This window comes from Devosia sp. Micro-HW1 (genome assembly GCF_056341075.1).
In genome coordinates, this window is record NZ_CP094375.1 from 3228936 (window position 1) to 3255000 (window position 26065).

26 protein-coding genes (1 of these 26 running past the window's edge) are annotated in these 26065 nt (G+C 63.8%); 16 read left to right on the top strand and 10 right to left on the bottom strand.

The genetic code is table 11. The features are described 5' to 3' along the window. Window positions 1–14 precede the first annotated feature (14 nt). A complete protein-coding gene (locus tag MQW79_RS15550; RefSeq protein WP_476585378.1) occupies window positions 15–1322 on the top strand; it encodes a hypothetical protein in 1308 nt (435 codons plus the stop codon). Here the strand turns inward: MQW79_RS15550 and MQW79_RS15555 are convergent. From MQW79_RS15555 to MQW79_RS15575, 5 genes are all read right to left on the bottom strand, one after another. After that, window positions 1267–2292: an acetyltransferase domain-containing protein gene (locus tag MQW79_RS15555; RefSeq protein WP_476585379.1), complete on the bottom strand. Its 1026-nt coding sequence runs from the start codon at window positions 2290–2292 to the stop codon at window positions 1267–1269. The two genes, MQW79_RS15550 and MQW79_RS15555, sit on opposite strands and share 56 nt — an antisense overlap. Window positions 2293–2438: 146 nt before the next feature. Beyond that, on the bottom strand, window positions 2439–4286 hold the full coding sequence (gene recQ, locus MQW79_RS15560; protein ID WP_476585380.1) for a DNA helicase RecQ: 1848 nt from the start codon (window positions 4284–4286) through the stop codon (window positions 2439–2441). Between the two features lie 46 nt (window positions 4287–4332). Continuing rightward, window positions 4333–5199 carry an SDR family oxidoreductase gene (locus tag MQW79_RS15565; protein ID WP_476585381.1) on the bottom strand — a complete coding sequence of 289 codons (867 nt, stop codon included), beginning with the start codon at window positions 5197–5199 and terminating at the stop codon, window positions 4333–4335. A gap of 10 nt (window positions 5200–5209) precedes the next feature. Beyond that, window positions 5210–5527 (bottom strand): plasmid stabilization protein, encoded by a 318-nt coding sequence (locus MQW79_RS15570; protein WP_476585382.1) that lies wholly within the window; start codon window positions 5525–5527, stop codon window positions 5210–5212. A gap of 183 nt (window positions 5528–5710) precedes the next feature. Next, on the bottom strand, window positions 5711–6286 hold the full coding sequence (locus MQW79_RS15575) for a DNA-3-methyladenine glycosylase (RefSeq protein WP_476585383.1): 576 nt from the start codon (window positions 6284–6286) through the stop codon (window positions 5711–5713). 49 nt (window positions 6287–6335) lie between these two features. Between MQW79_RS15575 and blaOXA the strand changes: the two genes are divergently transcribed. From blaOXA to MQW79_RS15595, 4 genes are all read left to right on the top strand, one after another. After that, window positions 6336–7148: a class D beta-lactamase gene (blaOXA, locus tag MQW79_RS15580; protein WP_476585384.1), complete on the top strand. Its 813-nt coding sequence runs from the start codon at window positions 6336–6338 to the stop codon at window positions 7146–7148. 100 nt (window positions 7149–7248) lie between these two features. Next, window positions 7249–8172 (top strand): VOC family protein, encoded by a 924-nt coding sequence (locus tag MQW79_RS15585; protein WP_476585385.1) that lies wholly within the window; start codon window positions 7249–7251, stop codon window positions 8170–8172. A gap of 112 nt (window positions 8173–8284) precedes the next feature. After that, on the top strand, window positions 8285–8827 hold the full coding sequence (locus tag MQW79_RS15590) for a DUF924 family protein (protein WP_476585386.1): 543 nt from the start codon (window positions 8285–8287) through the stop codon (window positions 8825–8827). A gap of 52 nt (window positions 8828–8879) precedes the next feature. Beyond that, a complete protein-coding gene (locus MQW79_RS15595; RefSeq protein WP_476585387.1) occupies window positions 8880–9056 on the top strand; it encodes a hypothetical protein in 177 nt (58 codons plus the stop codon). A gap of 30 nt (window positions 9057–9086) precedes the next feature. On the opposite strand, the gene MQW79_RS15600 is transcribed toward MQW79_RS15595, so the two are convergent. Both MQW79_RS15600 and MQW79_RS15605 read right to left on the bottom strand, forming a co-directional pair. Next, window positions 9087–10880 (bottom strand): ABC transporter ATP-binding protein, encoded by a 1794-nt coding sequence (locus tag MQW79_RS15600; protein WP_476585388.1) that lies wholly within the window; start codon window positions 10878–10880, stop codon window positions 9087–9089. 1059 nt (window positions 10881–11939) lie between these two features. Then, window positions 11940–12122: a hypothetical protein gene (locus MQW79_RS15605; protein ID WP_476585389.1), complete on the bottom strand. Its 183-nt coding sequence runs from the start codon at window positions 12120–12122 to the stop codon at window positions 11940–11942. Between the two features lie 102 nt (window positions 12123–12224). Between MQW79_RS15605 and MQW79_RS15610 the strand changes: the two genes are divergently transcribed. After that, window positions 12225–13472 carry an aminopeptidase gene (locus MQW79_RS15610; protein WP_476585390.1) on the top strand — a complete coding sequence of 416 codons (1248 nt, stop codon included), beginning with the start codon at window positions 12225–12227 and terminating at the stop codon, window positions 13470–13472. Window positions 13473–13661: 189 nt separating this feature from the next. Here MQW79_RS15610 and ppk2 read toward each other — a convergent pair whose 3' ends face one another. Next, window positions 13662–14516 (bottom strand): polyphosphate kinase 2, encoded by an 855-nt coding sequence (gene ppk2 / locus MQW79_RS15615; RefSeq protein ID WP_476585391.1) that lies wholly within the window; start codon window positions 14514–14516, stop codon window positions 13662–13664. Window positions 14517–14602: 86 nt separating this feature from the next. Here ppk2 and MQW79_RS15620 point away from each other — a divergent pair, with 86 nt between their 5' ends. Further along, the gene (locus MQW79_RS15620; RefSeq protein WP_476585392.1) at window positions 14603–15895 is read left to right on the top strand and encodes a sensor histidine kinase; all 1293 of its coding nucleotides are present in this window, start codon (window positions 14603–14605) and stop codon (window positions 15893–15895) included. 104 nt (window positions 15896–15999) lie between these two features. Then, entirely contained in the window at window positions 16000–16278 is a 279-nt protein-coding gene (locus MQW79_RS15625; RefSeq protein ID WP_476585393.1) for a hypothetical protein, read from the top strand. Between the two features lie 67 nt (window positions 16279–16345). Here the strand turns inward: MQW79_RS15625 and MQW79_RS15630 are convergent, their stop codons facing one another. Then, entirely contained in the window at window positions 16346–16885 is a 540-nt protein-coding gene (locus MQW79_RS15630) for a GcrA family cell cycle regulator (RefSeq protein WP_476585394.1), read from the bottom strand. 384 nt (window positions 16886–17269) lie between these two features. On the opposite strand from MQW79_RS15630, the gene MQW79_RS15635 reads away from it, so the two are divergent. The 6 genes from MQW79_RS15635 to MQW79_RS15660 all read left to right on the top strand — a co-directional run bounded on the left by MQW79_RS15635 (window position 17270) and on the right by MQW79_RS15660 (window position 24158). Beyond that, the gene (locus tag MQW79_RS15635; RefSeq protein WP_476585395.1) at window positions 17270–18469 is read left to right on the top strand and encodes an acetylornithine transaminase; all 1200 of its coding nucleotides are present in this window, start codon (window positions 17270–17272) and stop codon (window positions 18467–18469) included. A 129-nt stretch (window positions 18470–18598) separates the two neighbouring features. Beyond that, on the top strand, window positions 18599–19528 hold the full coding sequence (gene argF / locus MQW79_RS15640) for an ornithine carbamoyltransferase (RefSeq protein ID WP_476585396.1): 930 nt from the start codon (window positions 18599–18601) through the stop codon (window positions 19526–19528). A 145-nt stretch (window positions 19529–19673) separates the two neighbouring features. Beyond that, complete coding sequence (locus MQW79_RS15645) at window positions 19674–20672, top strand: Hsp33 family molecular chaperone (RefSeq protein ID WP_476588250.1); 999 nt, start codon at window positions 19674–19676, stop codon at window positions 20670–20672. Between the two features lie 117 nt (window positions 20673–20789). Further along, complete coding sequence (locus tag MQW79_RS15650) at window positions 20790–21509, top strand: autoinducer binding domain-containing protein (protein ID WP_476585397.1); 720 nt, start codon at window positions 20790–20792, stop codon at window positions 21507–21509. Between the two features lie 105 nt (window positions 21510–21614). Next, a complete protein-coding gene (locus tag MQW79_RS15655) occupies window positions 21615–22268 on the top strand; it encodes an acyl-homoserine-lactone synthase (RefSeq protein WP_476585398.1) in 654 nt (217 codons plus the stop codon). 6 nt (window positions 22269–22274) lie between these two features. Further along, on the top strand, window positions 22275–24158 hold the full coding sequence (locus MQW79_RS15660; protein WP_476585399.1) for a glycosyltransferase family 2 protein: 1884 nt from the start codon (window positions 22275–22277) through the stop codon (window positions 24156–24158). Here the strand turns inward: MQW79_RS15660 and MQW79_RS15665 are convergent. After that, complete coding sequence (locus MQW79_RS15665; protein WP_476585400.1) at window positions 24089–25123, bottom strand: sulfate/molybdate ABC transporter ATP-binding protein; 1035 nt, start codon at window positions 25121–25123, stop codon at window positions 24089–24091. The genes MQW79_RS15660 and MQW79_RS15665 overlap by 70 nt on opposite strands. A gap of 285 nt (window positions 25124–25408) precedes the next feature. Here MQW79_RS15665 and MQW79_RS15670 point away from each other — a divergent pair, with 285 nt between their 5' ends. Together MQW79_RS15670 and MQW79_RS15675 are read left to right on the top strand one after the other, a co-directional pair. Further along, window positions 25409–25657: a hypothetical protein gene (locus MQW79_RS15670; RefSeq protein WP_476585401.1), complete on the top strand. Its 249-nt coding sequence runs from the start codon at window positions 25409–25411 to the stop codon at window positions 25655–25657. Window positions 25658–25782: 125 nt separating this feature from the next. Beyond that, window positions 25783–26065, top strand: partial view of a cache domain-containing protein gene (locus tag MQW79_RS15675; protein ID WP_476585402.1) — the 5' end (the start) only. 1232 nt of this gene lie beyond the right edge of the window; 283 of the gene's 1515 nt are visible here — the first part of the coding sequence; the start codon lies at window positions 25783–25785; its stop codon lies off the right edge, out of view.

Genomic DNA, 26065 nt, shown 5'->3' on the forward strand with positions numbered 1-26065 from the left:
CGGGAGTCTCCGCCATGCGCCTGGTCCTTGCCTTGCTGGTCTCGCTGACAGCACCCCCCGCCTTTGCCGCGGCGCTGACCTTCGAGGGCATGCTTGATGGACGGCAGATCGTGGTCGAGATGACCCAGCCCAGCGATGGTGGCGTGGCCGGACGCTTCGCCTATCTCGATACCGGCGGTGACATTCCGCTTGTCCCCGTTTCCAACCAGGGCGACACCTGGATCCTGCACGAAGAGGCCATCTGCGGCGAGGCCGACTGCGTCCTGGATGACAGTGGCGACGTGCTCGAGGCCCCCATCGCGGCGACCTGGCGCCTGACCTATGACGCCAACAATCTCGTCGCCACCGGCACGCGGCAAGGCACGGGCAAGAAGGCAGGAGCAGAGGACCTGGTGCTTGACGTCATCGCCTGGCGTCCACTGGGCGACGAGGAGAATGCCACGGCCCTTTCGCTCCACGAACAGTCCTTCTACCGCTCCTTTTCCGATGGCGGTCCGCTGGACTGGGCCAGCTCGCCCTACGAAATGGCGCTGCTCGACGTGCCGCTGGATGAGGGGCCGGTACAAACGCTCGGCGGCGCGGAATATCGCGAGGTCATCGATCCGCGCACCCGATTTGCCTTCCCACGGATTGTATCCCTGCCCGGCGGCGAAAGCGTCGATCCCGTCAACGCCATTCTCGCGACCCGCCACGGGCGCATGAATCTCTCGGCGTTCGATTGCCTCGCCTACCAATATGCCAGCTATGGCCTGCAGAGTCAGAACAGCATTCGCGGCGGCCACCTGGGCGACTATGACAGCGAACTGGTGGAATTGACCTATGTTTCGCCGCGCCTCGTGAGCTGGACGCAGTCGGGCAGCCTCTGGTGCACCGGGGCGCATCCCTACAATCATATCGATAGCTTCACCTTCGACACGGCCACCGGGGAGGAACTGGACATGCGCGCCATATTCTCCGCCTGGGTGCCGCGCGAATGGGGCGCCGCCCCATCGGACATCGTCGACCCCGCCGTGGCCGAGGCAGCACCTGCCGAATATGTCTGGGGTCCGAGCGAGGCCCTCATCGCCTATGTGCGGGAACGCCTGCCAACAGATGTCCTCTTCGACGACCCCGAAATGGACGAGACCTGCTATGGCGAGCAGGCGCTGTCCGAGCATCTTGGCATACGCCTCGCGCCGGGGCCCTCAGTGGTCTTTACCGCGTCCGGCTATCCGCATGTGATATCGGTCTGCACTGGCGACCTCATCACCGTGCCCCTGTCCGATCTCAGGGATTTTCTGGCGCCGACGGCGGCGACGTATTTCCCGGAGCTGGCGGAGTAGGCGTCTCCAGCTCCGGATAGATCAGCGCCGAGCACTGCCTGTTATTGGCGTCGAGCTTGGCCTGGTCCTCGGCCGAGACGAGGCCGGAATAGACCGGCTCCCAGAGGTCGTCGCGCTCGATGCCTTCAAGCCCGCATTGGCAATAGACGGCGCAGAGCGCCGCTGTCGTCCCCGACGCCTCGCAGCTCATCTGGCACGAATTGAGGAAATCCATGTCGCGGCTGGCTTCCTGCGTGCCCATGGCCATGGAGAGCGGCACGATCACGGCCAGGAGTAGCGGCTGGTGCACGAGATAGATGACGAGGCTCCAGCGCCCCATCCAGCCCAGCAGCCGGGCGAGCCAGTTTCGCGGCTGGATTGCCGCGAGGCGAGCCTCGACGCTGGTGCCGCGAATGAGCCGCATGACGACGACACCCAGCAGCACAACCCCAAACCATGGAAACACCGGCACCAGGTCATTGGTCGGCGGCGGCACCACCCAGAAGCCGATCCATGAAAAGATCTTCTCGTTGAAGAGCGGGTCGGCATAGACGAAATGCAGGCCGATCACCGCGGCGGCAACCAGACCGGTCAGCCAGACCGGCGTGAACAGGAAGGGCAGGGCGAGCAGGCTCGTCAGCGCAATGGCATGCAGCACGCCGAAATAGACGAAACTGTCGGGGAAGGCGAACCATGTGCCCAGCGTGATCAGCGCCGCGCCGCCCACGACGAAAAACCAGCGCCGCCAGAAGCTCTTCCAGCGCATGCCATCGCCATGCCCCAGCACGAGGCCGACGCCGACCAGCACCATGAAGGCAAAAAGGATGGTGCGCGCGAAGGCGACCCAGCCGGGGTCAAAGCCGACATCAGCAGAGATGAAGCCGTAGAACCATAGGTCCCAGGAGAGGTGGTAGATGACCATCGCGATAATCGCGACGCCGCGGGCGATATCGATGATGGGCAGGCGGAGACGCTTGGTCGGTTCGCTCATGGAAAGGCCCCCTCACCCGGATTGCTGCGCAATCCGACCTCTCCCCCCAGGGAGAGGTGCTGTCGCGCTCTGACCCTCTTCACCTCTCCCTTTGGGGGAGAGGTCGGCCGAAGGCCGGGTGAGGGGGCCTTCGCATCAAGCACCATCTATCCCCCGAACCCCCGCACCACCGCCAGAAACTCGTCCCCATACCTGTCCAGCTTGCCCTGGCCGACGCCGGGCAGGTTGAGCATGTCATGCGGGTGGGTCGGCTGCGCCAGCGCCATGGCCTTGAGCGTGGCGTCGTGGAAAATCACATAGGGCGGCACGCCCTGTGCCTTGGCCAGGCGCGTTCGTTCGGCACGCAGCGCCTCGAACAGCGGCCGCGCATGCTCGGGCACGTCGATCGAACGGGCCAGTGCGCGGCGCACCTCGACGGCCTTTTTGGGCCGGTCCTTGCGCAGCGTGACGCTTCGGGTGCCCTTGAACACATCATGGGCCCCGGCGCTCAGCGTCAGCGCCCCGTGATTGGCATGGTCGACGACGATCAGGCCCATGGCCGTCAACTGCCGGATGACCGATTGCCAGGATTTGGCGTCGAGCTCCGTGCCTTGCCCAAACACCTTCTGGTGCTGGTGGCCGAAGCGGGTGACCTTTTCGGTCTCCTTGCCGGTGAGCACGTCGATGACATGGGCGGCCCCGAAACGCATGCCGGTGCGGTAGATGGCGGCCATGGCCTTGATCGCGGCCCCGGTGCCGTCCCAGCTTTCGACCGGCGAGCGGCAGGTATCGCAATTGCCGCAACCGCCGGCATGGGCCTCGCCAAAGTGGTTGAGAATGGCCTGCCGCCGGCAGGAGGCGGTTTCGCACACGCCGAGCAACGCATTGAGCTTGCCGTGTTCGAGCCGCTTGATCTCGTCGGGCGCATTGCCCTCGTCAATCATGCGCCGACGCTGCACCACATCGGCCATGCCATAGCTCATCCAGGCATCGGCGGGCTGCCCGTCGCGCCCGGCGCGCCCGGTTTCCTGGTAATAGGCTTCGATGGAGGCCGGCAGGTCCATATGCGCCACATAGCGCACGTCGGGCTTGTCGATCCCCATGCCGAAGGCGACTGTTGCGACAAGGCACAGGCCTTCTTCCTTCAAAAAGGCGTCCTGGTTAGCCGAGCGCAGATCGGCGCTCATCCCGGCATGATAGGGCAGGGCGCGAATGCCCTTGCCCGAGAGATAATCGGCAATGTCCTCGACCTTGGCGCGGGAGAGGCAATAGACGATGCCGCTCTCCTGTTTGTGGCCGGCGAGGAAATCGAGCAGCTGCTCGCGCGCCTTGTCGCGCTCGACAATGGAATAGGAAATGTTGGGCCGGTCGAAGCTGGTGGTGAACACCTCGGCCTGTTCGAGCCCCAGGCGCTCGATAATGTCTTCGCGCGTCGTCGGATCCGCCGTGGCGGTCAGCGCAATGCGCGGCACGCCGGGAAAGAGTTCGACGAGGTGGATGAGCTCGCGATATTCGGGCCGGAAATCGTGACCCCACTGGCTCACGCAATGCGCCTCGTCGATGGCAAAGAGCGCGATTGGCACATCGGCCAGCATATTGGCAAAGCCCGGCGTCGCCACGCGTTCGGGCGCCACATAAAGCAGGTCGAGTTCGCCGCGCCGCAGTTTTCGGCGGACCTCGGCGCTTTCTTCCGATGTCAGCGACGAATTGAGAGCTGCCGCCGCGACGCCGGCCTGCTTGAGGGCTTCCACCTGGTCGCGCATCAGGGCAATCAGCGGGGAAATGACGATACCCACGCCCTGTCGGCAGATGGCCGGGATCTGGTAGCACATGCTCTTGCCGGCGCCTGTCGGGAACAGCACCACGGCGTCCCCACCCTCGGCCACGTGGTCGATGACATCGGCCTGCTGGCCGCGGAATTCGCGATGTCCGAAAATGTCGCGCAGAACCGCGAGCGGGCTGGGCCGCTCGTGGCGATGGGGCGAGAACAGGTCGAGCGACTCAATGGCTTGCACAGACCTGTTGAATCACGGGGTTGCCGGGGAGGCAACATGGGGGCGATCAACCTCCGATGATCTCCCCGCCATTCGGATGCAGCACCTGCCCGGTGAGGTACGAACTCTCGTCGCAGGCCAGGAACAGGTGGCAGGTCGCCACTTCATTGGGCTGGCCAGCACGCTTCAGCGGCTGGGTGGAGCCAAATTCCGCGACCTTCTTGGCCGGGAAGGTCGCCGGGATCAGCGGCGTCCAGATCGGGCCGGGCGCCACGCCATTGACGCGGATGCCCTTTTCGGCGAGCTGGCCCGACAGCGAGCGGGTAAACGAGACAATGGCGCCCTTGGTGGCCGAATAGTCTACCAGCTCGGGCGAGCCGCGATAGGCGGTCACCGAGGTGGTGTTGACGATGGCGGCGCCTTTTTCGAGATAGGGAAGCGCGGCCTGCGTCAGGTAGAAATAGCCGAAGAGATTGGTCTCGAAGGTCTCGCGCAACTGCTCGGGGGTGATGTCCGTGAGGGCCTTCTGCGGATGCTGCTCGGCAGCATTGTTGACCAGCACGTCGAGCTTGCCGAAGTTTTCGATAACCTGGCCGACGACATTTTCGCAAAAGATCTTGTCGGCCACGTCGCCGCGCAGCAGCAGGGCTTCCTTGCCCTCTCGCTTGACGGCATCGGCGGTGATCGCCGCGTCCTCGGTCTCTTCGAGATAGACCAGCGCCACCTGCGCGCCCTCGCGGGCAAACAGCACCGCGCAAGCCCGGCCAATGCCGCTATCGCCGCCGGTGATGATCGCGACCTTGTCCTTCAGGCGCCCATTGCCGGGAAATTTCGGCATATAGTCGGGCTTGGGATGCATCTCGGTCTCGCGACCGGGCTGATGGTCCTGCGTCTGCGGCGGGTTGATCGGCTTGGCGGAGCCGGAATCGGACATGGGCTTTTCCTTAGTGGTGAGCGTGGTGCTCGGCATTGCGCTTGCGCGTCGCGGCCGCCTTCTTGGCCGAAGCGGAGCGCTCCGCGGCCGAGCGGCTGGCCGATGCCGCGCCGCCCTTCTTGCCGCCCTCGTGGGAGGCAGGATGGCCGGTATCCTTGCCGCGGCCGGAGCCGGATTTCTTGCCGCCGCCATCGTCCTTGTTGACGGTGGCCCAGGCGCGGGCTTCCGCCTCCTTGTGGGACACGCCCTTCTTCTCGTAGCCCTCTTCAATGGCCGCAGCCTTGCGCTTCTGCTTGTCGGTATAAGCGCTCTTGTCGCCCTGGGGCATTCTGGCCTCCTGCGTCTGTTCAGTGGCGCGGTGCGGACGAGACAAAGGCCTGGGTCAGGTTGAAATGACTGATGCGGGAAACCGGAAAAACCGCACCAAAAGCCCTATTATCGCCGCGTCCGGTTGACACGCACCGGCCTGTGCCCCCAACGGTGCGGCCTATTGGCGGTTCCCTGCCGTCGATCACAAATCCGGCGTGCTGCGGGGGAGCGGCTTGCTCAGAAAAGGCGAGCCTGCCTTGACGAAGCGCCAGGGCGTTTCGGCGCCCTTGGTGATGCCGATGCGGGTGCCGGCGGCAATCTCATGGCCCTCGGCGGCGGCGCCGACCTCGAAGGGCGGCGCGTCGAGAGCAAGGCCATTCTGCCTGAGATCAATGGCCAGGGCCTGGGCCAGCTTGCCCGGGCCGGAACACAGATTCTTGTCGGGCATGGCGCCACGGCGGGTCCGCATGGCCGCGATGCCGTGGAGCGGTTCGAGCGCCCTGATCAGCACGGCGCTGCCCGGCCGGCAGACGAAATTCAGGCAATAGTGAATGCCGTAGATCTTGTAGACATAGGCATGTCCCGGCGGTCCGAACATGACCCGGTTGCGTGGCGTCGGGCCGGAAAAGCTATGCGAAGCGGGATCGGTCTCGTCATAGGCTTCGACCTCGACGATTGTCCCGCCCACCCCTTCATGCAGCAGGGTCGCTCCGATCAGGTCGCGTGAAACGTCAGGGGCCGGGCGGTCAAAGAAGGTCTTGTCGAGCATGGCCGCCATTTGGCCTGAATCGCGGACCAATGGAAATGGACGAAGCAGAGGGGACATCATGGTATCGCTACGTTTTGCATGGGCGCTTTGCCTGATGCTCTGCGCACTGGTCGCCCCCACCCAGGCGCGAACCATCTGCACCCTTGTCGCCGATCCTGCCGCGCGCACCGTGCTGCTGGCCGAAGGCGATTGCGAGAGCCGGGTCACACCGGCCTCTACTTTCAAGGTGCCCCTCGCCGTCATGGCTTTCGATGCCGGCATCATCACCTCGCCCACCGAGCCCAGATATCCGTTCAAAGAAGGCTATTCCGATTGGGTTGCCGCCTGGCGGCAGGACACCGACCCGACCATGTGGATGCACTATTCCAATGTCTGGTATTCGCAGCGCCTGACCGAGCAGCTGGGGGCGGAAAAACTCACCGCCTATGCCCGGGCCTTCAACCTCGGCAATGCAGACTTCTCCGGCGATGCCGGACGTGACAATGGCCTTGTGCGGTCGTGGATTTCCTCCTCCCTGCTGGTGTCGCCCCTGGAACAGGCGGGTTTTGTCGCGGCGCTGGTCGAGCGGCAATTGCCGGTGTCGCAGTCAGCCATGGACGGGGCCATCGGCCTGCTCGAAAGCCCCGGGGAGGCCGATGGCTGGCAGGTCTGGGGCAAGACCGGCTCGGCCTATCCCCGCAATGCCGACTACAGCTTCGATTATGCGCGGGGCTGGGGCTGGTATGTAGGCTGGGCCGAAAAGGCGGGAAAGCGCGTGGTCTTTGTCCGGCTCAATCAGGACGAGACGCGCCACGAGGTCACGGCTGGTCTGCGCGCCCGCGACGGCATCATGGCCGAATGGAGCGACATCGCCGCAAGGGCTGGGCTCTGACTGGTGCCGATCAGCGAACGATGCCTTCGCCAGCGTCCGCTTTGTGCAACGGGGTGGGAGGACTATCTTTTGGACAACTGATCCATTCCAGGAGGTCGAGATGATCGACACATCCGTCCAGACCAACGTCAAGTCCGAGCCCATCCTGCCCCTCACGACCAGGCTCGGCCCCGTGCATCTTGCCGTCACCGACCGCAGCCGCGCCCTTGCCATCTGGCAGGACGTGGTGGGCCTCGACCTGATCGAGGAAAACGGCAACGCGCTGCATATGGGTGTCGGGGGAAAGACCCTCATCGTGCTCGAAACCGGCGCCATCAGGCCGGTCGTGCCCCGCACTATCGGCCTCTATCACGTCGCCATCCATGTGCCCGCCCGGGTCGACCTGGCGCAGCTGGCGGTGCGCGCCCTGCAGCGCAATGTCCGCATTTCGCCCACCGACCACCTGGTTTCCGAGGCTATCTATCTCTGGGATCTCGACGGCAATGGCATTGAGATCACCTTCGAGACCCCCTGGCGCGGCACGCTGGGCGATCCTGACAAGGGCGAGACCTATGCGGTGACCACCGAGGGCAAGCCCCATTCGGGCCGCGACCCCATCGATCTCGATGGTCTGCTGGGTGAACTGGGCGTCAACCCGGTCCTCGCCGCGCGCATGCCCTCGGATACGCGCATCGGCCACGTCCATGTGCATGTCAGCGATCTCTTCCAGTCCATGGATTTCTATCGCGATGTCGTCGGCTTTGCCGGATTCCTTTTGATCGAATCCTTCGGCATGGGCGATGTCGGGCTCGACTACATGCCCCATACCCTGGCCTTCAACATCTGGTCCGGCCCCAATGCGACCCTGCCGCCGGCTGGTTCGGCCGGCCTCAGGTGGTTCACGATCCGCTTGCCCGATGCCGAAAGCCTTGCCGCACTCAGGACACGGCTGGAAAAGGCTGGCGCCCCCATCGAAGTGGTGGGCAATGATCTCGAAACCCGCGATCCTTCGGGCAATCGCATCCGCCTCGAAGTTGCAGCCTAGTTCAGGTTGTCCCCTCGGGCTTGACCCGGGGGGATGGCACTTGTTCAAATTCGGTCAGTGTAACACCCTCGGGTCAGGCCGAGGGTGACGTCCGTGGAAGTGGAGCGTTTATATGCAGGGCCCCGAAGCCATCATTCAGTTCTGGTTTGTCGACCACGGCTATGACGACTGGTTCGGCGGTGCGGCCGAGTTCGATGAGCGCTGCACCCAGTTCATGGACCTCCATGCCCAGGTGGCACGCGGCGAGGCCTGGCAATGGCGGGAAACGCCCGAGGGGCGCCTGGCCGAGCTGGTCGTGCTCGACCAGTTCTCGCGCCAGCTCCATCGCAACAGTCCCGTCGCCTTCGCGCAGGACAAGATGGCGCTTGCCCTCGCGCAGGAGGCGATCGCCGGTGGGCATGACATGGCAGTGGAGCGCGGCTGGGCCATGTTCTTCTACATGCCCTTCATGCATGCCGAGTCGCTGGTGATCCAGGACGAGGGCGTGAAACTCTTCGATGCCATGGGCAATGAGGATGCGGCCAATTACATGAAGGCTCATCGCGACACCATCGCCCGCTTCGGGCGCTTCCCCTTCCGCAACAAGGCGCTGGGGCGCGAGAGCACGCCAGAGGAAATCGACTATATGAAAGAGCAGGACGGTCGCGCTTTCTGATGGCAGGCAACCCTTGGCCATTCTCACCGTTTCCCCGGAAAGGAGAACTGCCATGGATAGTGTCGGCCCCGCCATGTGGCTCATTGTGCTCACGGTTGGTGTCGTCGTGCTCGGCGGCGCAATGATCTACGGCACGATGCGCAATCGCCAGCGCACCCTGTCCGAGCGCGTCCTCACCGAGGTGGAGACCAAGCGCGAATATGAGCGCGAGGATCGTGACGCAAGCTAGGAAGAAGGGGCGCCGAAGCGCCCCTTTTCCCTACGCCACCAACCCTTTGGTCAGCTCCAGCGCCTGCCGCTCGAACAGCCGGCGATAGATGCCGCCATTGAGCCGGATCAGCGCCTGGTGGTCGCCCTCCTCGACAATGCGGCCCTTGTCGAACACCAGCAACCGGTCCAGCGCCCGGACGGTCGAGAGCCGGTGCGCGATGACCAGCGTGGTGCGGCCCTGCATCAGCCGCTCCATCGCCTGCTGGATCATCACTTCGCTCTCGCTGTCGAGACTTGATGTTGCCTCGTCGAGAATGAGGATTGGTGCATCGGCAAGGAAGGCCCGGGCAATGGCGACGCGCTGGCGCTCGCCACCCGAGAGCTTCACCCCGCGTTCGCCCACCAGCGTTTCATACTGCCGGGGCAGGCTCATGATGAAGTCATGCGCATTGGCCTGCCGTGCTGCCTCGATGATTTCGGTCCGCGTGGCTTCGGGCCGCGCATAGGCGATATTCTCGGCCAGGGTCCGGTGGAACAGGATCGGTTCCTGCTGCACGATGGCGATCTGGTTGCGCAGCGACGCCTGCTGGTGCTCGGCGATATTCTGCCCGTCGATGGTGATGGCACCGCCCCTGACGTCGTAGAGCCGCTGAATGAGCTTGACGAAGGTCGTCTTGCCCGAGCCGGAGTGACCGACCAGGCCAACGCGTTCGCCCGGCTGGATCTCCACCGAGAAATCCTTGTAGAGCGGCGTCGGGTGCGAGCCATACTGGAACGTGACATTGTCGAAGCGGATATGCCCGTCGCCAATGACGATCGGCTTGGCACCCCTGGCGTCGGCAATGCCCAGCTGCTGGGCATGCAGGTTCACCAGTTCCTCCATGTCGTTGACCGACTTCTGCAGGTTCCGGATGTGCTGGCCCACGTCGCGCAGGTGGCCCTGCAGCAGGAAGAACATGGTGAGCACGAAGGTGATGTCACCCGCCGTCGCCGCGCCGCTCTGCCACAGCATCAATGCCGTGCCCAGGATGGCGGTCTGCATGGCCACCATCATGACGCCCTGGATGCCGCCATTGAACGTGCCGCGCCGCCAGGTGCGCCGCGTGCGCTTGCGCCACTTGGCAACGACCCGGTCGAGCAGCCGGTCTTCCCGCGCCTCGGCGCCGAAGGCCTTGACCACGCTGTTGCAGCTCACCGCATCGGCCAGTGCGCCGCCCACCTTGGTGTCCCAGGCGTTGGAAAGGGTCGCGGCAGGCGCCACGAACCCCACCGACAGCGCGATGGTGACGCAGATATAGATCAGCGAGCCCAGGCCGACGACGAGGCCCATGACCGGCCAGGAGGAGCCGAGAATGAAGGTGGCGCCGACCAGCATGACCACCGAGGGCAGCAGCGCCAGCAGCAGCGTGTCGTTCAGGAGGTCCAGCGCCCACATGCCGCGCGTGATCTTGCGCACGGTCGAGCCGGCAAAGCTGTTGGCATGCCAATCGGTGGAGAAGCGCTGCACGCGATGAAAACCCTGCGCGGCGACATTGCTCATCATCTTGAGCGTCAGCGGGATGATGTTGAGGAACACCAGCTGGCGCAGGGCAACGGAGGCCAGATAAAGACCGGACATGAACCAGAACGCCGACACGGCACCGTCCCAGCTGCTCTGGCCCGAGGCGACGGCGTCGACCAGCCGGCCGGCAAAAACCGGACTCAGGGCTTCGGCAACGGTCGCCGACAGAACGAGAAGAGCAATGCCGGCAATGCGCAGGGGCTGCTCACGCCAGTGACGGAAGGTGAAGCCGAGCACATTGCGGAAAGCATCGGCCCGGAAGTCGAGTTTCTTGCGACTCATTTGGTGTATCCGGCGCCGTTCTCCGGCTCCGGTTCCTCAAAACGGGGAAATGAAAGGCGCAGCGGGGCCGGTTTACCGGAGCGACTGCGAGACAAGACGGAAAGAACCGCGGGTGACCGGGCCAGGAGGGCGGGTCACCGGGGGCAGGGGCCTAAACCAGGCGCTTGCCCGCAGGGGGAGAGTACATCGATGCTGTCATACAACGCCTCCCCTGATCTCGAAAATGAAGCGGCGGACGGTTTGTAACCAAATCAACCGGACTTGCCAATGGCGCAAATGACAAACGCGATGCCCATCCTCCCCCTCACGGGCAGGATGCTCGCAACCGGTCACCATGGCGCGACGCACCCCATCCTCCCCCGTTCACGGAGGAGGGGCTACGAACCGGCCATGGGCAAAATCGCTCCAGTGGAGCGATTTTAGGTGAGAAAGCCTTGAGGGCTATACTCGAGAGGCGCGCCTAGGCGGTGGAGGGGGGTGCAACAAGCACCAAGTCCCTGATCGTATGAAAGTTCGGTGCCCGCTGCTCCCCTCCCCACCACGCTTCGCGCGGTCCCCCTCTCCCGCCAGCGGGAGAGGACAGCCCGGTTGCACAAACGTATCCACAAACGCGATGCAGCTCCCTCCCCGTCACGGGGGAGGAGCTAGGCCAGTGCTTTCGCAAGCATGCAGGCAAACTCGTTCGCTCCCTCCCCCTGTTTCAGGGGGAGGTCAGGTGGGGGTGCTGCTGCGTCTGAGCAAAGTTATCCTCGCCCTCGAAACCTCCAGTATTCTCCTCCCATCACCCGGCGCGGCGGCCTGCAGGCGAACAGTGGCCGGGTGAGCCGGGTGGGGTCTTTGCCTGTCCCACAGGTTCCAGTCCGGCCGCGACGGGACGAGCGATCCCCCGCCGCCGGACAGTTCCAAAAACCGGCGCCCCGGGGCGGTATGCGTCTCGTTTTTTGTTCTCATGGGGCGCTATCCGCCTCGGGGTCCGTCGAACAACCGTCCAACCGGAGGCAGACAGCCGACCGGCGCCACAACTTGCCTAAGCTTGGCGCGGTCGTGTCGGACTGGTGCTTAGTCGAGCGGGCGGGCGCCGGGCGCCAGCATGCCCCGTGTCATGATCTGGCCATAGGCCAGGGCTGCGGCAAAGGCGGCAAAGATGCCCAGAACGGCGGCGATGAGAACGGTCATGGCAAACCCCATTGATGATGGGGTCATTTCGCCCTTCTGCCGCCCGTTGCGCTTGATCTGGGTCAATCGGCCTTTCGATTTTCTCCCGCGCGGGCCGGGGTGGCGCTGGGGCCAAGGGAAGGCTAGGCTCCCTCCAATCGATTCAAGAGCAAGAAGGCATATGCCCAAATGAGCACGTCCCCCATCGATCCGGTCAAACTCGACAAGCTCGGCGAAGTCGCCATCAAGGTCGGCCTGCAGCTTGCCGAGGGCCAGGACCTGATCATCACCGGCCCGATGACGGCGGCCCCGCTGGTGCGCCGCATTACCGAGCATGCCTACAAGGCCGGTGCGGGTCTGGTGACCACCATCTATTCGGACGAGGAGGCGACGCTGTCGCGCTTCCGCCACGCCAGGGATGCGAGCTTTGATCGCGCCGCCGGCTGGCTCTACCAGGGCATGGCCGAAGCCTACAAGAACAACGCCGCGCGCCTCGCCATTTCCGGCGACAACCCTATGATGCTGGCCAATGAGGACCCCGAAAAAGTCTCGCGCGCCAATCGCGCCAATTCGGCGGCCTACCGCCCGGCGCTGGAGCTGATCACCGGCTTCGACATCAACTGGAACATCGTTTCCTACCCGACGCCCAACTGGGCCAAGCTGGTCTTCCCCAACGACCCCGAGGATGTGGCCATCGCCAAGCTGGCCGATGCCATCTTCAAGGCGAGCCGCGTCGACCGCGACGACCCGATTGCCGAATGGCAGCAGCACAATGCCAATCTCAAGGCGCGCTGGACCTGGCTCAACGGCAAGAAATTTTCGTCCCTCCAGTACAAGGGCCCCGGTACCGACCTCACCGTGGGGCTTGCCGATGGCCATCGCTGGAAGGGCGGCGCCTCGGAAGCCAAGAACGGGGTCACCTGCAACCCCAATATCCCGACCGAGGAAGTCTTCACCACCCCGCACCGCCTGCGCGTCGAGGGCACGGTGGCGGCGACCAAGCCGCTCTCGCATAACGGCACGCTGATCGAGAATATCCAGGCCCGCTTCGAAGGCGGCCGTCTGGTCGAGCTCAAGGCCACCAAGGGCCAGGAAGTGTTCAACAAGGTGCTCGATACCGACGAGGGCGCGCGGCGCCTGGGCGAAGTGGCTCTGGTGCCCCATTCCTCGCCGATCTCGGCTTCGGGGATCCTGTTCTACAACACGCTCTACGACGAAAACGCCTCGTGCCACATCGCCATGGGCCAGTGCTATGCCGACTGTTTCGAGGGCGGCAAGACCCTGACCCAGGACCAGATTTTCGCCCAGGGCGGCAACAAGAGCCTCATCCACATCGACTGGATGATCGGCTCCGACCAAGTCGACATCGACGGCGTCCACGCCGACGGCTCCACCGAGCCGGTCATGCGCAAGGGCGAATGGGCGTTCAGCGTCTAGTTTTCGTTCAATAACCTGTTCCGCCCTCGGGCTTGACCCGAGGGCCACAAGACGGCGGCACTCTGCCAGAGATTGACCGCGGTGCGTGTCGATAATGGCCCTCGGGTCGGGCCCAGGGCGGCGCGGTGATCGTGGCGGTCTCGATGCGCCCTCGCCCTTCTTCAGGGGCAGGTTGAGATCGGAGCGGCCCTATTCCCCCTGCATCTCCACGAACTCGTCCGCGCTCAGCACGATCTTCCTGTCTATTCTGCCGATTTCCTTCTCGTCCTTGCCCTCGTAATCGAGGCCATGGAGAACGGTGCGGATGGCGTTGAGCCGCAGGCGTTTCTTGTCATTGGCGCGGATCACCGTCCAGGGGGCGTGGCGGCTGTCGGTGGCCTTGAGCATCCGGTCCCGGGCGACAGAATACTCCTCCCACTTGTCCAGGGCTTTAAGATCGACCGGTGACAGCTTCCACTGCTTGAGCGGGTCGTGGCGGCGGTCGTGGAACCGCTTCAACTGCATTTCCCGTCCGATGGAGAGCCAGAACTTGAAGAGTTTTATACCGTCCCGCGTCAGCTGCCGCTCGAACTGCGGGGCTTCCTCAAGGAATGTCGTCGTCTGTTCCGGCGTGCAAAAACCCATGACCGGTTCGACCACGGCACGGTTATACCAGGAGCGGTCGAACAGCATCATCTCCCCGGCCGCCGGCAGCCAGTCGACATAGCGCTGGAAATACCATTGTGTGCTTTCCCGGTCATTCGGTTTGGGCAGCGCGACGATGTTGGTGTAGCGAGGGTTGAGATTTTCGCGGAACCGCTCGATCGTGCCGCCCTTGCCGGCGGCGTCGCGGCCCTCGAAGACGATGATGGTGCGCGTACCCGCCTTGGCCATATGCGCCTGGTGCAGCACCAGCTGCTTTTGCAGCGCGTACATGGCCGTGTCATACTCATCCTTGTCGAGCGGCTCCTCATAGGGATAGCCGCCCGAACCGAACGCCGCCTTCTTGATGGATTTGGGCAGTTCGGGATTGTTGATGTCAAAGCCGTCGATAGGATCTGTCACGCTGTCTCTCCACTGTCACATAGACCGTGCTATGAACCGGTTCCCCGCGCAAGAGGCGGGCTAAACCGTTGATTCGACCCCCCGAAATGGATGATCTTCGCAGCACGAGACTGACCAGCCGACCAGACAATGTCCTGGTGCGCCTTGCTGGACAGGCTCCGCTCCTGCTTGGTCTTGCCGGGCTTGTCCTGGCTTTTGTCCTCTTTGGTGGATTGCGCCTCGACCTGGCGCTGATCGGTTACCTGGTCGTCGTCGCCTTCATGGCCATGCTGCCTCAACCGGTTGTCACAGTCACCCACACGGTCGAAGTGCCAGCCCTTGGGCCGAGCCGGCAGGACGTGGAGCGGGAGATGTTGCCCGCCCTGGTGGAGGCCATCGGCGATCCCGGGCTGGTGCTTGATGGGCGCGGGGCCGTGCTCTACCGCAACGGCGCTGCCGCAAGGCAATATCCGAACCTGCAGGTGGGGCGTGTCATGACCCTGGTCATGCGCAATCCCGATCTCGTCGCGGCCATCGAAAGCTCGCAACGCAGCGGCGAGCCGCGCAGTTTTGAACTGCATGAAACCGTGCCCTCGGAAACCTGGGACAGGGTCATGGTCGCGCCCATTCGCCGGCCTGACCGAGACTGGTTCGCCGACGAGAACCGCCAATTGCTGGTGACCTTCCAGAGCCTGACCGAACTCAAGCGCGTCGATGCTTTGCGAACCGATTTTGTCGCCAATGCCAGCCATGAGCTGCGCACGCCCCTGGCGTCCCTCGTCGGCTTCATCGACACGCTGCTCGGGCCGGCGGCACGCGACGCTGCGGCGCGCGAGAAATTTCTCGGCATCATGCGCAGCCAGGCCGACCGCATGAGCCGGCTGATCGATGACCTCCTGAGCCTGTCGCGCATCGAAATGCACCAGCATGTGCGCCCTACCGGGGCGGTCGATCTCAGTGGCCTGCTGCGCGAAGTGCGCGAGGGGTTGCAGATCCAGGCCAAGGCGGCGGATATCGACGTCATCCTCAGCCTACCTCAGGCGCCGGTCACCACGATTGGCGACCGGGGGCAGCTCTATGAAGTGTTCGAAAACCTCATGGACAATGCCATCAAATATGGCGCCGATGGCAAGACTGTCGAGGTGACGCTGACAGCCATCGAACGCCCCGGACTCCAGCACATGGTCAGCATTGTCGATCACGGCCCCGGGGTGGAACCCGAGCATGTGCCCCGCATGACCGAGCGCTTCTATCGCATCGACGCGGAATCGAGCCGCAAGAAGAAGGGCACCGGACTGGGGCTCGCCATCGTCAAGCACATCATCCAGCGCCATCGCGGCCAGATGAGCATCAAGTCCAGACCCGGCGAAGGGCTGCGCGTGGATGTCCTGTTGCCCTGAGGCTCCCCGCCCGGTTTGGGTAACGGCGCCTTAATCCAATCCTGCGGGTTTTCTGGACCTTTTCAGCTTCTGCATGCAGTCTGAGAATGCTGAGGAACGCTCCCATGAACGCTGTCTGGACCGCCACGATCCTTGCCGTCGCCGTAGCATTCTATTTTGCCTGGGCCAGCCAGTCTGCGCCGCCGGCCAGCAAGCTCCAGATCGACGATTGCCATCGCCTCGCCGGCGAAGTGCAGGCCATCCACCGCAATGGCGGGACTATCCCGGACGACCGGACCGCCATTGTGCGCGCCTGTGCCGTCACCTTCGGTCAGACATGGGCCTCGACCGGCGGGGAGAGGGCGGCGCAATTGCGGGCCGAAGGGGCGGCGCGCGTCCAGTAATCTGCCGCACGGCGCGAAAGAAAGGGCGCCAGTGGCGCCCGGTCTTGATATCAGCGATGCACACCGCCTAGCGGCGCTTCTTGTCCATCTGGTGGTAGGCCCGACGCGAATGGAAATCGCAATAGGGGCCGGATTCCAGGCTGTGCTGGCCACAGAAGTAGAAATCCTTGGTCAGCGGGTCGCCGATCGGCCACTTGCAGGTATGCTCGTTGAGCTGCAGCAGGTTGAGGCGCTTGTCCTCGGGAATGAAGAGTTCTGCTGCGGCCGGAGCCACATAGAGTTCAGCTTCCATGTCCGGTGCTGCGGCGAGGGCAGTGGCACCCATGACCTGCGGACGGGCCATGGAAACGCGCGGCTTGGCGCTCATCGGGGTGGCTCCCGAGGTCTGGCCGGTCACGCGGCGCGGAGCCGCCGGGCGCGCAGCCGGCCGGGCCCGCGGTGCGGTATTGGTGGGCTTGGCACGGGCCGAAAGCTTCAGGCGATGCACCTTGCCGATCACGGCATTGCGCGTCACCCCTTCGCCCAGCTCAGCCGCAATCTGGCTGGCGCTGAGCCCTTCCATCCAAAGCTTCTTCAAAAGTTCGACGCGCTCGTCAGTCCAGCCCATCGATTGCGCTCCTGAAACCATCGACAAAACAGAATCCTTCATTGCGCTGCCAAAACAACATGGCAGCCTTTTGACTCTACAGCTCGTATGTTGAGCGGGTCCGCCGCACGAGATATCGTGTCCCCAACGCCTCGGAGACTACGACATCGCGGGAATCGGGATCAAGAGTCGGGGCGTTTTTTCCCCGTTTATTCATTGGTTAAGATTGCCCTAACGATCCGCGAGTCAAATCAGGGACTTGGGGCGTTATTCATTGACTTGCCGCGTGATTTTCGCCTAATTCTGAGGCCCAGACGCGCGGCCGAGAGGGCGCGTTTTTGATTTCTGTGGCAGCTTTGCCACGCTCCTGTCCATCGCCGACGCCAACCCTTGAAGGAATATGCCATGTCTGCGCTCTACGGCACGTATGCCCGGTCCGATCTCGCTTTCGAGCGGGGCGAGGGCATGCGCCTGTATGACCAGCATGGCCGAGAATATCTCGATTTCCATTCGGGCATTGCGGTCAACGCACTGGGCCATGGCGACCCGCATATGGTGGCGGCGCTGAAGTCTGCCGCCGAAAAGGTCTGGCACACCTCCAATGTCTTCACCATTCCCGAACAGGAACGGCTTGGACAGCGGCTGGTGGATGCCACCTTTGCCGACAAGGTGTTTTTCACCAATTCCGGCGCCGAGGCGCTCGAATGCGCCATCAAGACGGCGCGGCACTACTTTTTCGCCAAGGGCCAGCCGGAGCGTTATGAAGTGATCGCCTTTACCGGCTCCTTCCATGGCCGCACCCTGGGCACGATCGCCGCCGGCGGCAATCCGAGCTATCTCGAAGGCTTTGGTCCGCCCATGCCGGGCTTCAAGCATACCGCCCCGGGCGATCTGGAAGCGGTCAAGGCCCTGGTCGGTCCGCAGACCTGCGCCATTCTCATCGAGCCTGTGCAGGGCGAGGGCGGGGTCACCGCCATGAGCGCAGAATTCATGCAGGGCCTGCGCAAGATCTGTGACGACAACGACCTGTTGCTGATCCTTGACGAAGTGCAGTGCGGCTTTGGTCGCACCGGGCGGTTCTTTGCTTTTGAATGGTCGGGCATCACCCCCGATATCGTTGCCGTGGCCAAGGCCATTGGCGGCGGCTTCCCGCTGGGCGCCTGCCTCGCCACCGAAGCGGCCGCCGCCTCCATGGTGCCGGGCACGCATGGCTCGACCTATGGCGGCAATCCGCTTGGCTGCGCCATGGGCAATGCCGTCCTGGACCGTATCCAGGCCCCCGGCTTCCTCGATCACGTCGCCCAGATGGGCCAGCGCCTCGCCTGGCACCTGCAGCAGCTGGCGCAGAAATATCCCGACTACGTGCTCGAACTTCGTGGCAAGGGCCTGCTGGCCGGCATAAAGGTCACCCCGCCGGTGCGCGATTTCGTGGCGCGCCTGCGCGATGACCACCAGTTGCTGACCATCGGCGCCGGTGACAATGTGCTGCGCCTCCTGCCGCCGCTGATCCTGACCGAGGCCGATATCGAACTCGCCATGGAAAAGCTCGGCGCAGCCTTCGACGCAATCGAAGCCGAGACGGCGTCCACCGCCGCAGCGGGCTGATGTCATGCTGACCTTCTATCATTTCGGGCGGCGCCGAAGTGGTCTGTTCCCTCCGCCGTGAGCGCAGGGCAGATCCGCGCGGCTTGCGCCGCACTTTTGAATTAAAGCGTCACAAAGGAGCCCGGCCCCATGACGACCGGCACCCCGAACCATTTTCTCTCGATTGACGATTTTTCCTATGCCGAACTGCGCGGCATGCTGAACCAGGCGAGCACCCTCAAGGCGCGCCTCAAGGACGGCGATCGCCCCCTTCTCCTCAAGGACAAGGTGCTGGCCATGATTTTCGAGCGCCAGTCTACCCGTACCCGGGTCAGCTTCGATGTCGGCATGCGCCAGCTGGGCGGCGAGACCATCATGCTGTCTGGCCAGGAAATGCAGTTGAGCCGCGAGGAAACCCTGGCCGATACCGCCAAGGTGATGAGCCGCTATGTCGATGCCATCATGATCCGCATCCTCAGCCACCTCGACCTCATCGAATTGGCTGAGGCGGCCACCGTGCCCGTTATCAACGGCCTCACCCGCCGCGCCCATCCCTGCCAGATCATGGCTGACCTCATGACCTTCGAAGAGCATCGCGGCGACATCCGCGGCGCCAAGATCGCCTGGGTCGGCGACAGCAACAACGTGCTCCATTCCTGGGTGAATGCGGCCGAGCTCTTCCAGTGCGAGCTGACCATCGCCACGCCGGATGAATACAGCCCGGAAAAGGACCTGATGCAGGACATTACAAGGGCCGGCAAATACGCCAGGCTGATCGAGGATCCGCGCGAGGCCGTGGAAGGCGCCGATCTCGTCATCACCGACACCTGGGTCTCGATGGGTGACGTCGACGCCGCCGAGCGCCGCCGGGTCTTGAAACCCTATCAGGTCAACACCACTCTAATGGGCTTGGCGAACAAGGATGCCCTGTTCATGCACTGCCTTCCTGCCCATCGGGGCGACGAGGTGACCGACGAAGTGATCGACGGTCCCCAGTCGGTGGTGTTCGACGAGGCCGAGAACCGCCTCCATGCCCAGAAAGCCGTCTTGTGCTGGGCCTTTGGAGTCGCAACCAACTAGACGAGACGCCTCGTCATCGTTGCAATTCACCAAACCGTCACCCCCGCGAAAGCGGGGGGCTCTGTTTTAAGGGGCTGCGTTGGGTAGCGTATCGCAATCCCGGGGCGTAGCTTAAGGAAGATCGAAAATGTCCACGGACCAGACCATGACCGAAACCCTGCTCTCGAGCCTCGGCCTCGACCGCCCCGAGACCGGTGACGATGCCGTGGTGCCATTCACCCTCGACAAGCTCGATACCCGCGGCCGCGTTGTCCGCCTCGGCGACGCCCTCGACACCATTCTGAGCCGTCACGACTATCCTTTGCCGGTGGCGCGCCTGCTGGGCGAGGCCGTGGTGCTCGCCTCGCTGATCGGTTCCTCCCTCAAGTTCGAGGGACGCTTCATCATGCAGACCCAGACCGACGGTCCGGTCAACCTGATCGTCGTCGATTTCGACGCACCCGATGGCATCAGGGGCTATGCCCGCTTCGATCATGATGCCCTCGTCAAGGCCTCCGAAAGCGGCAAGACCAGCCCGGCGGACCTCCTGGGCAAGGGGCATCTCGCCATGACCATCGACCAGGGCGCCCATACCGAGCGCTATCAGGGCATTGTGGCCCTCGATGGCGCCTCGCTCGAGGAGGTGGCGCACAACTATTTCATGCAGTCCGAGCAGATCCCTACCCAGGTGCGCCTGGCCGTGGCCCAGATCACCACGCGCGGCGACCACCGCCCGCGCTGGCGTGCCGGTGGCATGCTCGTCCAGCACCTGCCGGCCAATGGCCTGTCGGTCATGGCCGACCTGCCGGGCGACGGGGATTTCAGCAATCCCGATTCCGCCGACCCCGACTACGTCGAGGCCGATGGCTGGGCCGAGGCGAAGGCTCTTCTGGGCACGGTGGGTGATCTCGAACTGACCGATCCGGATCTGTCGCCCGAGCGGCTGATGTTCCGCCTCTATCACGAAACCGGCGTCCGGGTGTTCCCGCCCCAGGACCTGGTGGAGCGCTGCACCTGTTCAGCCGATCGGATCGAGGACATGCTGGCCAACAGCTTTTCTGAAGAAGAACGGCAGGAAATGGCCGTGGATGGGGAAATCGAGGTGGTGTGTGAGTTCTGCTCGACCGCCTACCGCTTCAATCCGCACCAGTTTCACTCCTCATAACGATTGAGCAACGGTTCCGGCCGCATTGATGGCGGCCGGGATCTCTCCGGCTTGCCTTCGCCGGCGAACCGGATCACAGTCCGCGTGGGTTCAATTGGCCGGTGGAGGGTAGCCAAGATGAATGCCGACCTGATGTCGACAATTGAGAATATCCAGCATCAGACCTCGTCTGACGCTATCCTCGACATCATGTATCGCGCCATCGGCGACTATGGCTTCGAGCGGTTCATCATTTCCGGCCTGCCCGATCCGGGCGTCGATGTGCGCCCCTTCGTGCTGCTCTCGGGCTGGCACAGCGAATGGTACGAGCGCTATACGAGCAAGGGCTACGTGCATCTCGACCCGGTCGCCCGTCACTGCTTTTCCACCACCCTGCCGTTCGACTGGTCGGACGCCCCCTATGATCGCCAGAATGACTCGCCGGCCCGCCGGGTGATGCAGGAGGCGCGCGAATTCGGCATGGATGAGGGCTTCTGCGTGCCCGTGCACATGGAGGGCGGCATGCAGGGCGTCGTGTCGCTCGCCGGCAAGACCGATCATCTCGACGAGAAGAGCCGCCTCGAACTGCATATGCTGGCGCTCTATGCCCATGGCCGGCTGCGCTACCTCAACAGCCCCCGGGAGAGCCTGGATGGGCGGCGCGGCATCACCCGGCGCGAGGCCGAGATTCTCAAATGGGCGGCTGCCGGCAAGACGGCGGCCGAGATTGCCGACATTACCGGCCTAACCCCGCGCACCATCAACCAGCACTGCGAAAATGCCCAGAAACGCATGGGCACGAATAATCGCCTGCACACCGTGGTCGAGGCGATACGGCATAAGCTTATCTCGCTCTAAGTCTGGGAATATCTCCGGAATATTGTGATATTTCCCAATTTCGTTGCTCCACCCCCCTGTGCCTAATGGCGCCATTCGAGGCCGGTCGCTTCGGGGGGCAGATCGATGAAGTTACACATCGTGCGTAGTCCTGTGGACCGGCTCGGCAGAGATTTGCTCGAACAGAACTATCGGTTGCGGCACCGGGTTTTTGTCGAGATGGAGGGGTGGGAGGCCCTGCGTAGACCCGATGGGCGGGATGTCGATGCGTTTGACAATGACGACGCGACCCATCTCCTGATTACCGATTCAACCGGAGACCTGGTGGGCGGCTCGCGCATCACCCCGCTGGATCGGCCGAACTTGCTGCAGACTGTCTTCAACGGATTGGTGCAAGGAGAATTCCCCGCGCATCCTTCGCTAGGGGCCGACTGGACTCGTTTCTACGTACGTCCGGATCGACGTGAAGGACGCCGGCGCGCCGCCGAGTCTGCAGCCCTTTTCTGCGCGGTGATGGAGTATGCCCTGTCTCAGGGGTTCAGCTTCATCACCTTTGTCTCCTCGATCTATATGATCGAGCACGGTATGTCGGTCGGCTGGCGGATCACGCCGCTCGGCGCTCCCATTATGAGCGAGCGCAAGCCGACCGTCGCAGCCTGGATCGAAGTATCCGAGGCGGCCCTCGAGAATGTGCGCAGAGCCACTGGCATGGATCGGCCCCTGCTGGCCCAGGCGCCGGTGCCAACCATCCATCCCTCAGGACATGTCAGCCCCTGGTGACAGCGAATGGTGTCTGCGGCGATCAGCCTGATGCAGGCATTGCTCGGAAAGGGAGCTGACCCGGCCACGGCAAGGGTGTTGCTGGAGCAGGCTCTCACCTCCGAAACCGATCCCCTGCATTGGTGCGCGACGCATCTGCGCCTCCCCGATGCCGAGATCATGCGGCGAGCCTCCGTCTGGGCCGAACTGACCTTTATGGACACGATGCCGCGCATCGGCCTGCCGTTGCGTCCGGTTCACCGGCTGGAGCATCTGGCGGATATCAGGTTCTGCCGCCTGCGCATCATCGATCGCGACATCGCCTTTGCTGCCCCCGATTTTCTGGGCTTGCTCCGGATCGCCGATGCCCGCAGACGCAATCCCGAGCTTGTGCGCAGCCTCTGCCTGGTCCCCGCTCCAGCCTTGCGTGGCTTTCTCGTCGACCACGCCGGGGAGGTCATGATCGATGGGGCGCGCCAGACCCTGGCGCGCCACTGGCCGCGCGCTGCGGCCCAGCTTGAACTGACGACGCCGATGCGGCATGGCTTTGCCTGCATGTTGCTCGCCCTCGCCGCACTTCTGGTGGTTGGGCCCCTCACCGGCCAAATCTGGCTACTGCCACTCTGGCTGCTGCTGGTCCTGATCCCGAGCTTGCTCCGCCTGGCGGCGCTCTGCATGCCGGTGACACCGGATCCGCCACTCGGCCCTTTGGCTGACCTGCCGCTCTACACGATCCTCGTGCCGCTGCGCGACGAGGCTCACATGGTCGGTCAGCTCTGCCACTCCCTGGGCCAGCTGGACTATCCTGCCGAAAAGCTCGAGATCATCTTCGTTGTGGAGGCGAGCTCGCCCAGGACCGTGGCCTCCGTTCGCCGGCATCTGGTCGATCCGCGTTTCTCGCTACTGGTCGTCCCCGATGCCCTTCCGCGCACAAAGCCCAAGGCGCTGAGCTTTGCATTGCCGCTCTGCCGGGGCGAATTTCTTGTCGCCTATGACGCCGAGGATCGTCCCGCGCCAGGTCAGCTCCGGCAGGTTGCGGCCTGGTTTGATCGCGACCCGGATCTGGCCTGTGTCCAGGCGCGGCTCGTGATCGACAATGGGGGAAGGCAATTCCTGCCGTCGCTGTTCGCGGGAGAGTATGCGGCCCTGTTCAGCGTGTTGCTGCCCGCTCTGGCCAGATGGGGCCTGGTCATGCCGCTGGGCGGCACCTCCAATCATTTCCGTACCAGCACATTGCGGGAACTGGGTGGCTGGGATTCATTCAATGTCACCGAAGATGCCGACCTCGGGGTGCGGCTCGCCAGACGGAAACTGCGTTGCGCCACCTGCCTGTCGGCCACGCTGGAGGCAGCCCCGACAACCTGGCCTGTCTGGTTGGGTCAGCGCACGCGCTGGATGAAAGGGTGGATGCAGACCTATGTCGTGCACAACCGACATCTGCCGGACCTGATCGGCGACCTGGGCTGGCGCGGCATGCTGATGCTGCAGGCCGTGCTATTGGGCATGCTGGTGGCACCGCTGTTATATGCCGGCTTTCTGCTGGTCCTGCTGCTCCATCTGCTGACCGGGCAGCTGGCCTTGCCCATGCTGCAGCCGTGGCCACTGGCCTGCCTGATCGTGCTGATCGTCGGGCACACCTGTGCCATTGCCACCAATCTGGTTGGGCTGTCGAGGACAGGTCAGCAACATCTGTGGGCCTGGCAGATGCTCCTGCCGGTCTACTGGGTCCTGATCTGGCTGGCCACCCAGCGGGCCTTTCGCGAGTTCACCCTGCGCCCGTTCCATTGGTTCAAGAGCCCGCATAGCGCCAGCGCCGGGCCACCGGCAGTGGGCGACGGACTTCAGCTTTCGGGGAAGAGGGCGAAGCGTTTTGGCCGGAAGGCGATCTGGGATCGCTCGCCGGCGGGGTGATCGAAGGGGAGGTCGATCTCGACGCGATGGGCGGCCCCGCCAATGTCGAGTTCGACGCGCCTGGTGCCCCCGACCCGTCGGCTGGAGGCGACGACCCCGGCCAGGGCTGCATCGCCCTCGACCAGTTCGATGTCATGCGGGCGGAAGAACAGGCGCTGCCTGCCCTCGACCCCGGTCCGGGCAAGGCCGATCGGCCGGTCGCCGAGCCAGACATCGCCCTTTTCCACCGTGACCGGCAGTTCCGAGCTTTCCCCGATAAAGCCGAAGACAAAGGGCGAGGTCGGGGTGTCGTAGACAGTGTCGGGCGAGCCGACCTGCTCGATCCTTCCCTGGCTCATGACGCAGAGCCGGTCGGCCAGCTCGAGCGCCTCCTCCTGGTCATGGGTGACGAATACCGTGGTATGGCCGGTGCGCTCGTGGATTTCCCTGAGCCACTTGCGCAATTCGCGCCGCACCTGCGCGTCGAGGGCGCCAAAGGGTTCGTCGAGCAGCAGCACGGCCGGCTCGATGGCCAGCGCCCGGGCCAGGGCCACGCGCTGCCGCTGCCCGCCCGAGAGCTGGTTGGGATAGCGCTTTTCGAGGCCGGAAAGTTGGACCAGGTCGAGCAGTTCGAGCGCCCGGCGGCGGATCTCGCCATTGGGCGGGCGGGTCGAACGCGGCCGGACCTTGAGGCCAAAGGCGACGTTTTCCAGAATGGTCATGTGGCGGAACAGGGCATAGTGCTGGAACACGAAGCCGATATTGCGCTCCTGGACGCTCCTTTCCGAGGCGTCGGTATCGCCGAAGAAGATGCGGCCGGCAGTGGGGCGTTCGAGCCCGGCAATCAAACGCAGCAAAGTGGTCTTGCCCGAGCCCGAGGGACCCAGCAGCGCGATCAGTTCACCCGAACGGATGTCGAGTGACACTTCATGCAGTGCCGGAAACCGGTCGAATTCCTTGCGAACCCTGTCTACCCGTACGTCCATCGTCTTCCCGCCTCTTCCTCAATGCCGCTATTCGGTGCAAAGCCCCGATAGCTGCAAGCGTTTTTGCGTCCGCCTGCGAGGATTTTTCCCGCAATCGCGGCGTCGCGCCAATATCTGCCACGTTTTGCATCATGCGGAGCAAGCCGACCATCCCTGGGCTGAAACTTGCTAACGTGTTGAAATGATTACATCTCGGTAAGCTGTCCGTCTGTTCACGCGCGGGCCATGTGGAGGCAAGGTGCTCCCCGTCATGGTGATCTTGTTCGTAACCAAGAGGACTTTTCCATGAACAAGATTACCCGCGCTGCCGTTCTGGCCGCCCTGTCCGCTGCCGTTGTCTTCCCCGCCATGGCGTCAGACGGCACCGTCTTCGAGCATTCTAGCCACTATGTCGCCCAGGACATTGCCGCCCAGGGCTATACGGTCAGCGGCGTCGAGGAATGGGGCGATCTCATCGTCGCCACGGTCGTGGACGACCAGGGCCATTCAAGCTTCAGGTATTTCGACCCCGACACTCTCGCTTTGGTGCGCTGATGCCCGAGGGGGGCGGCCCCGCCGCCTCCTGCTGACTTGCTCGATGCTCCTCCATTGCAAGTCAGGCCGAACTGGACCACCTTGCATGAGTGGGCCGGGTTGACATGCTCGTTGGGAGGATGCGGGTGCCAGCATGGATGGGGCGCCGCCAGCTTGGAATGGCGCTGCTGACGGTGGTCATTGTTCTGGGCCTGGCGCTGGCGGCCTGGCGCGTCACCTATATGCGTGGCGTCACCGAACTCGAGCGACAGATCGAAAGCCGCCTCACCATCAATCTGCGGTCGCTGCAAAGCGAGATCGAGCGCTTCCGCTACCTGCCATCGGTCGTTGGCAGGGACGGGCGGGTTGCGGACCTGCTGCAATTGCCGGTCCCGCAGACGGTTGACGCGGCAAATGCCTATCTGCGCT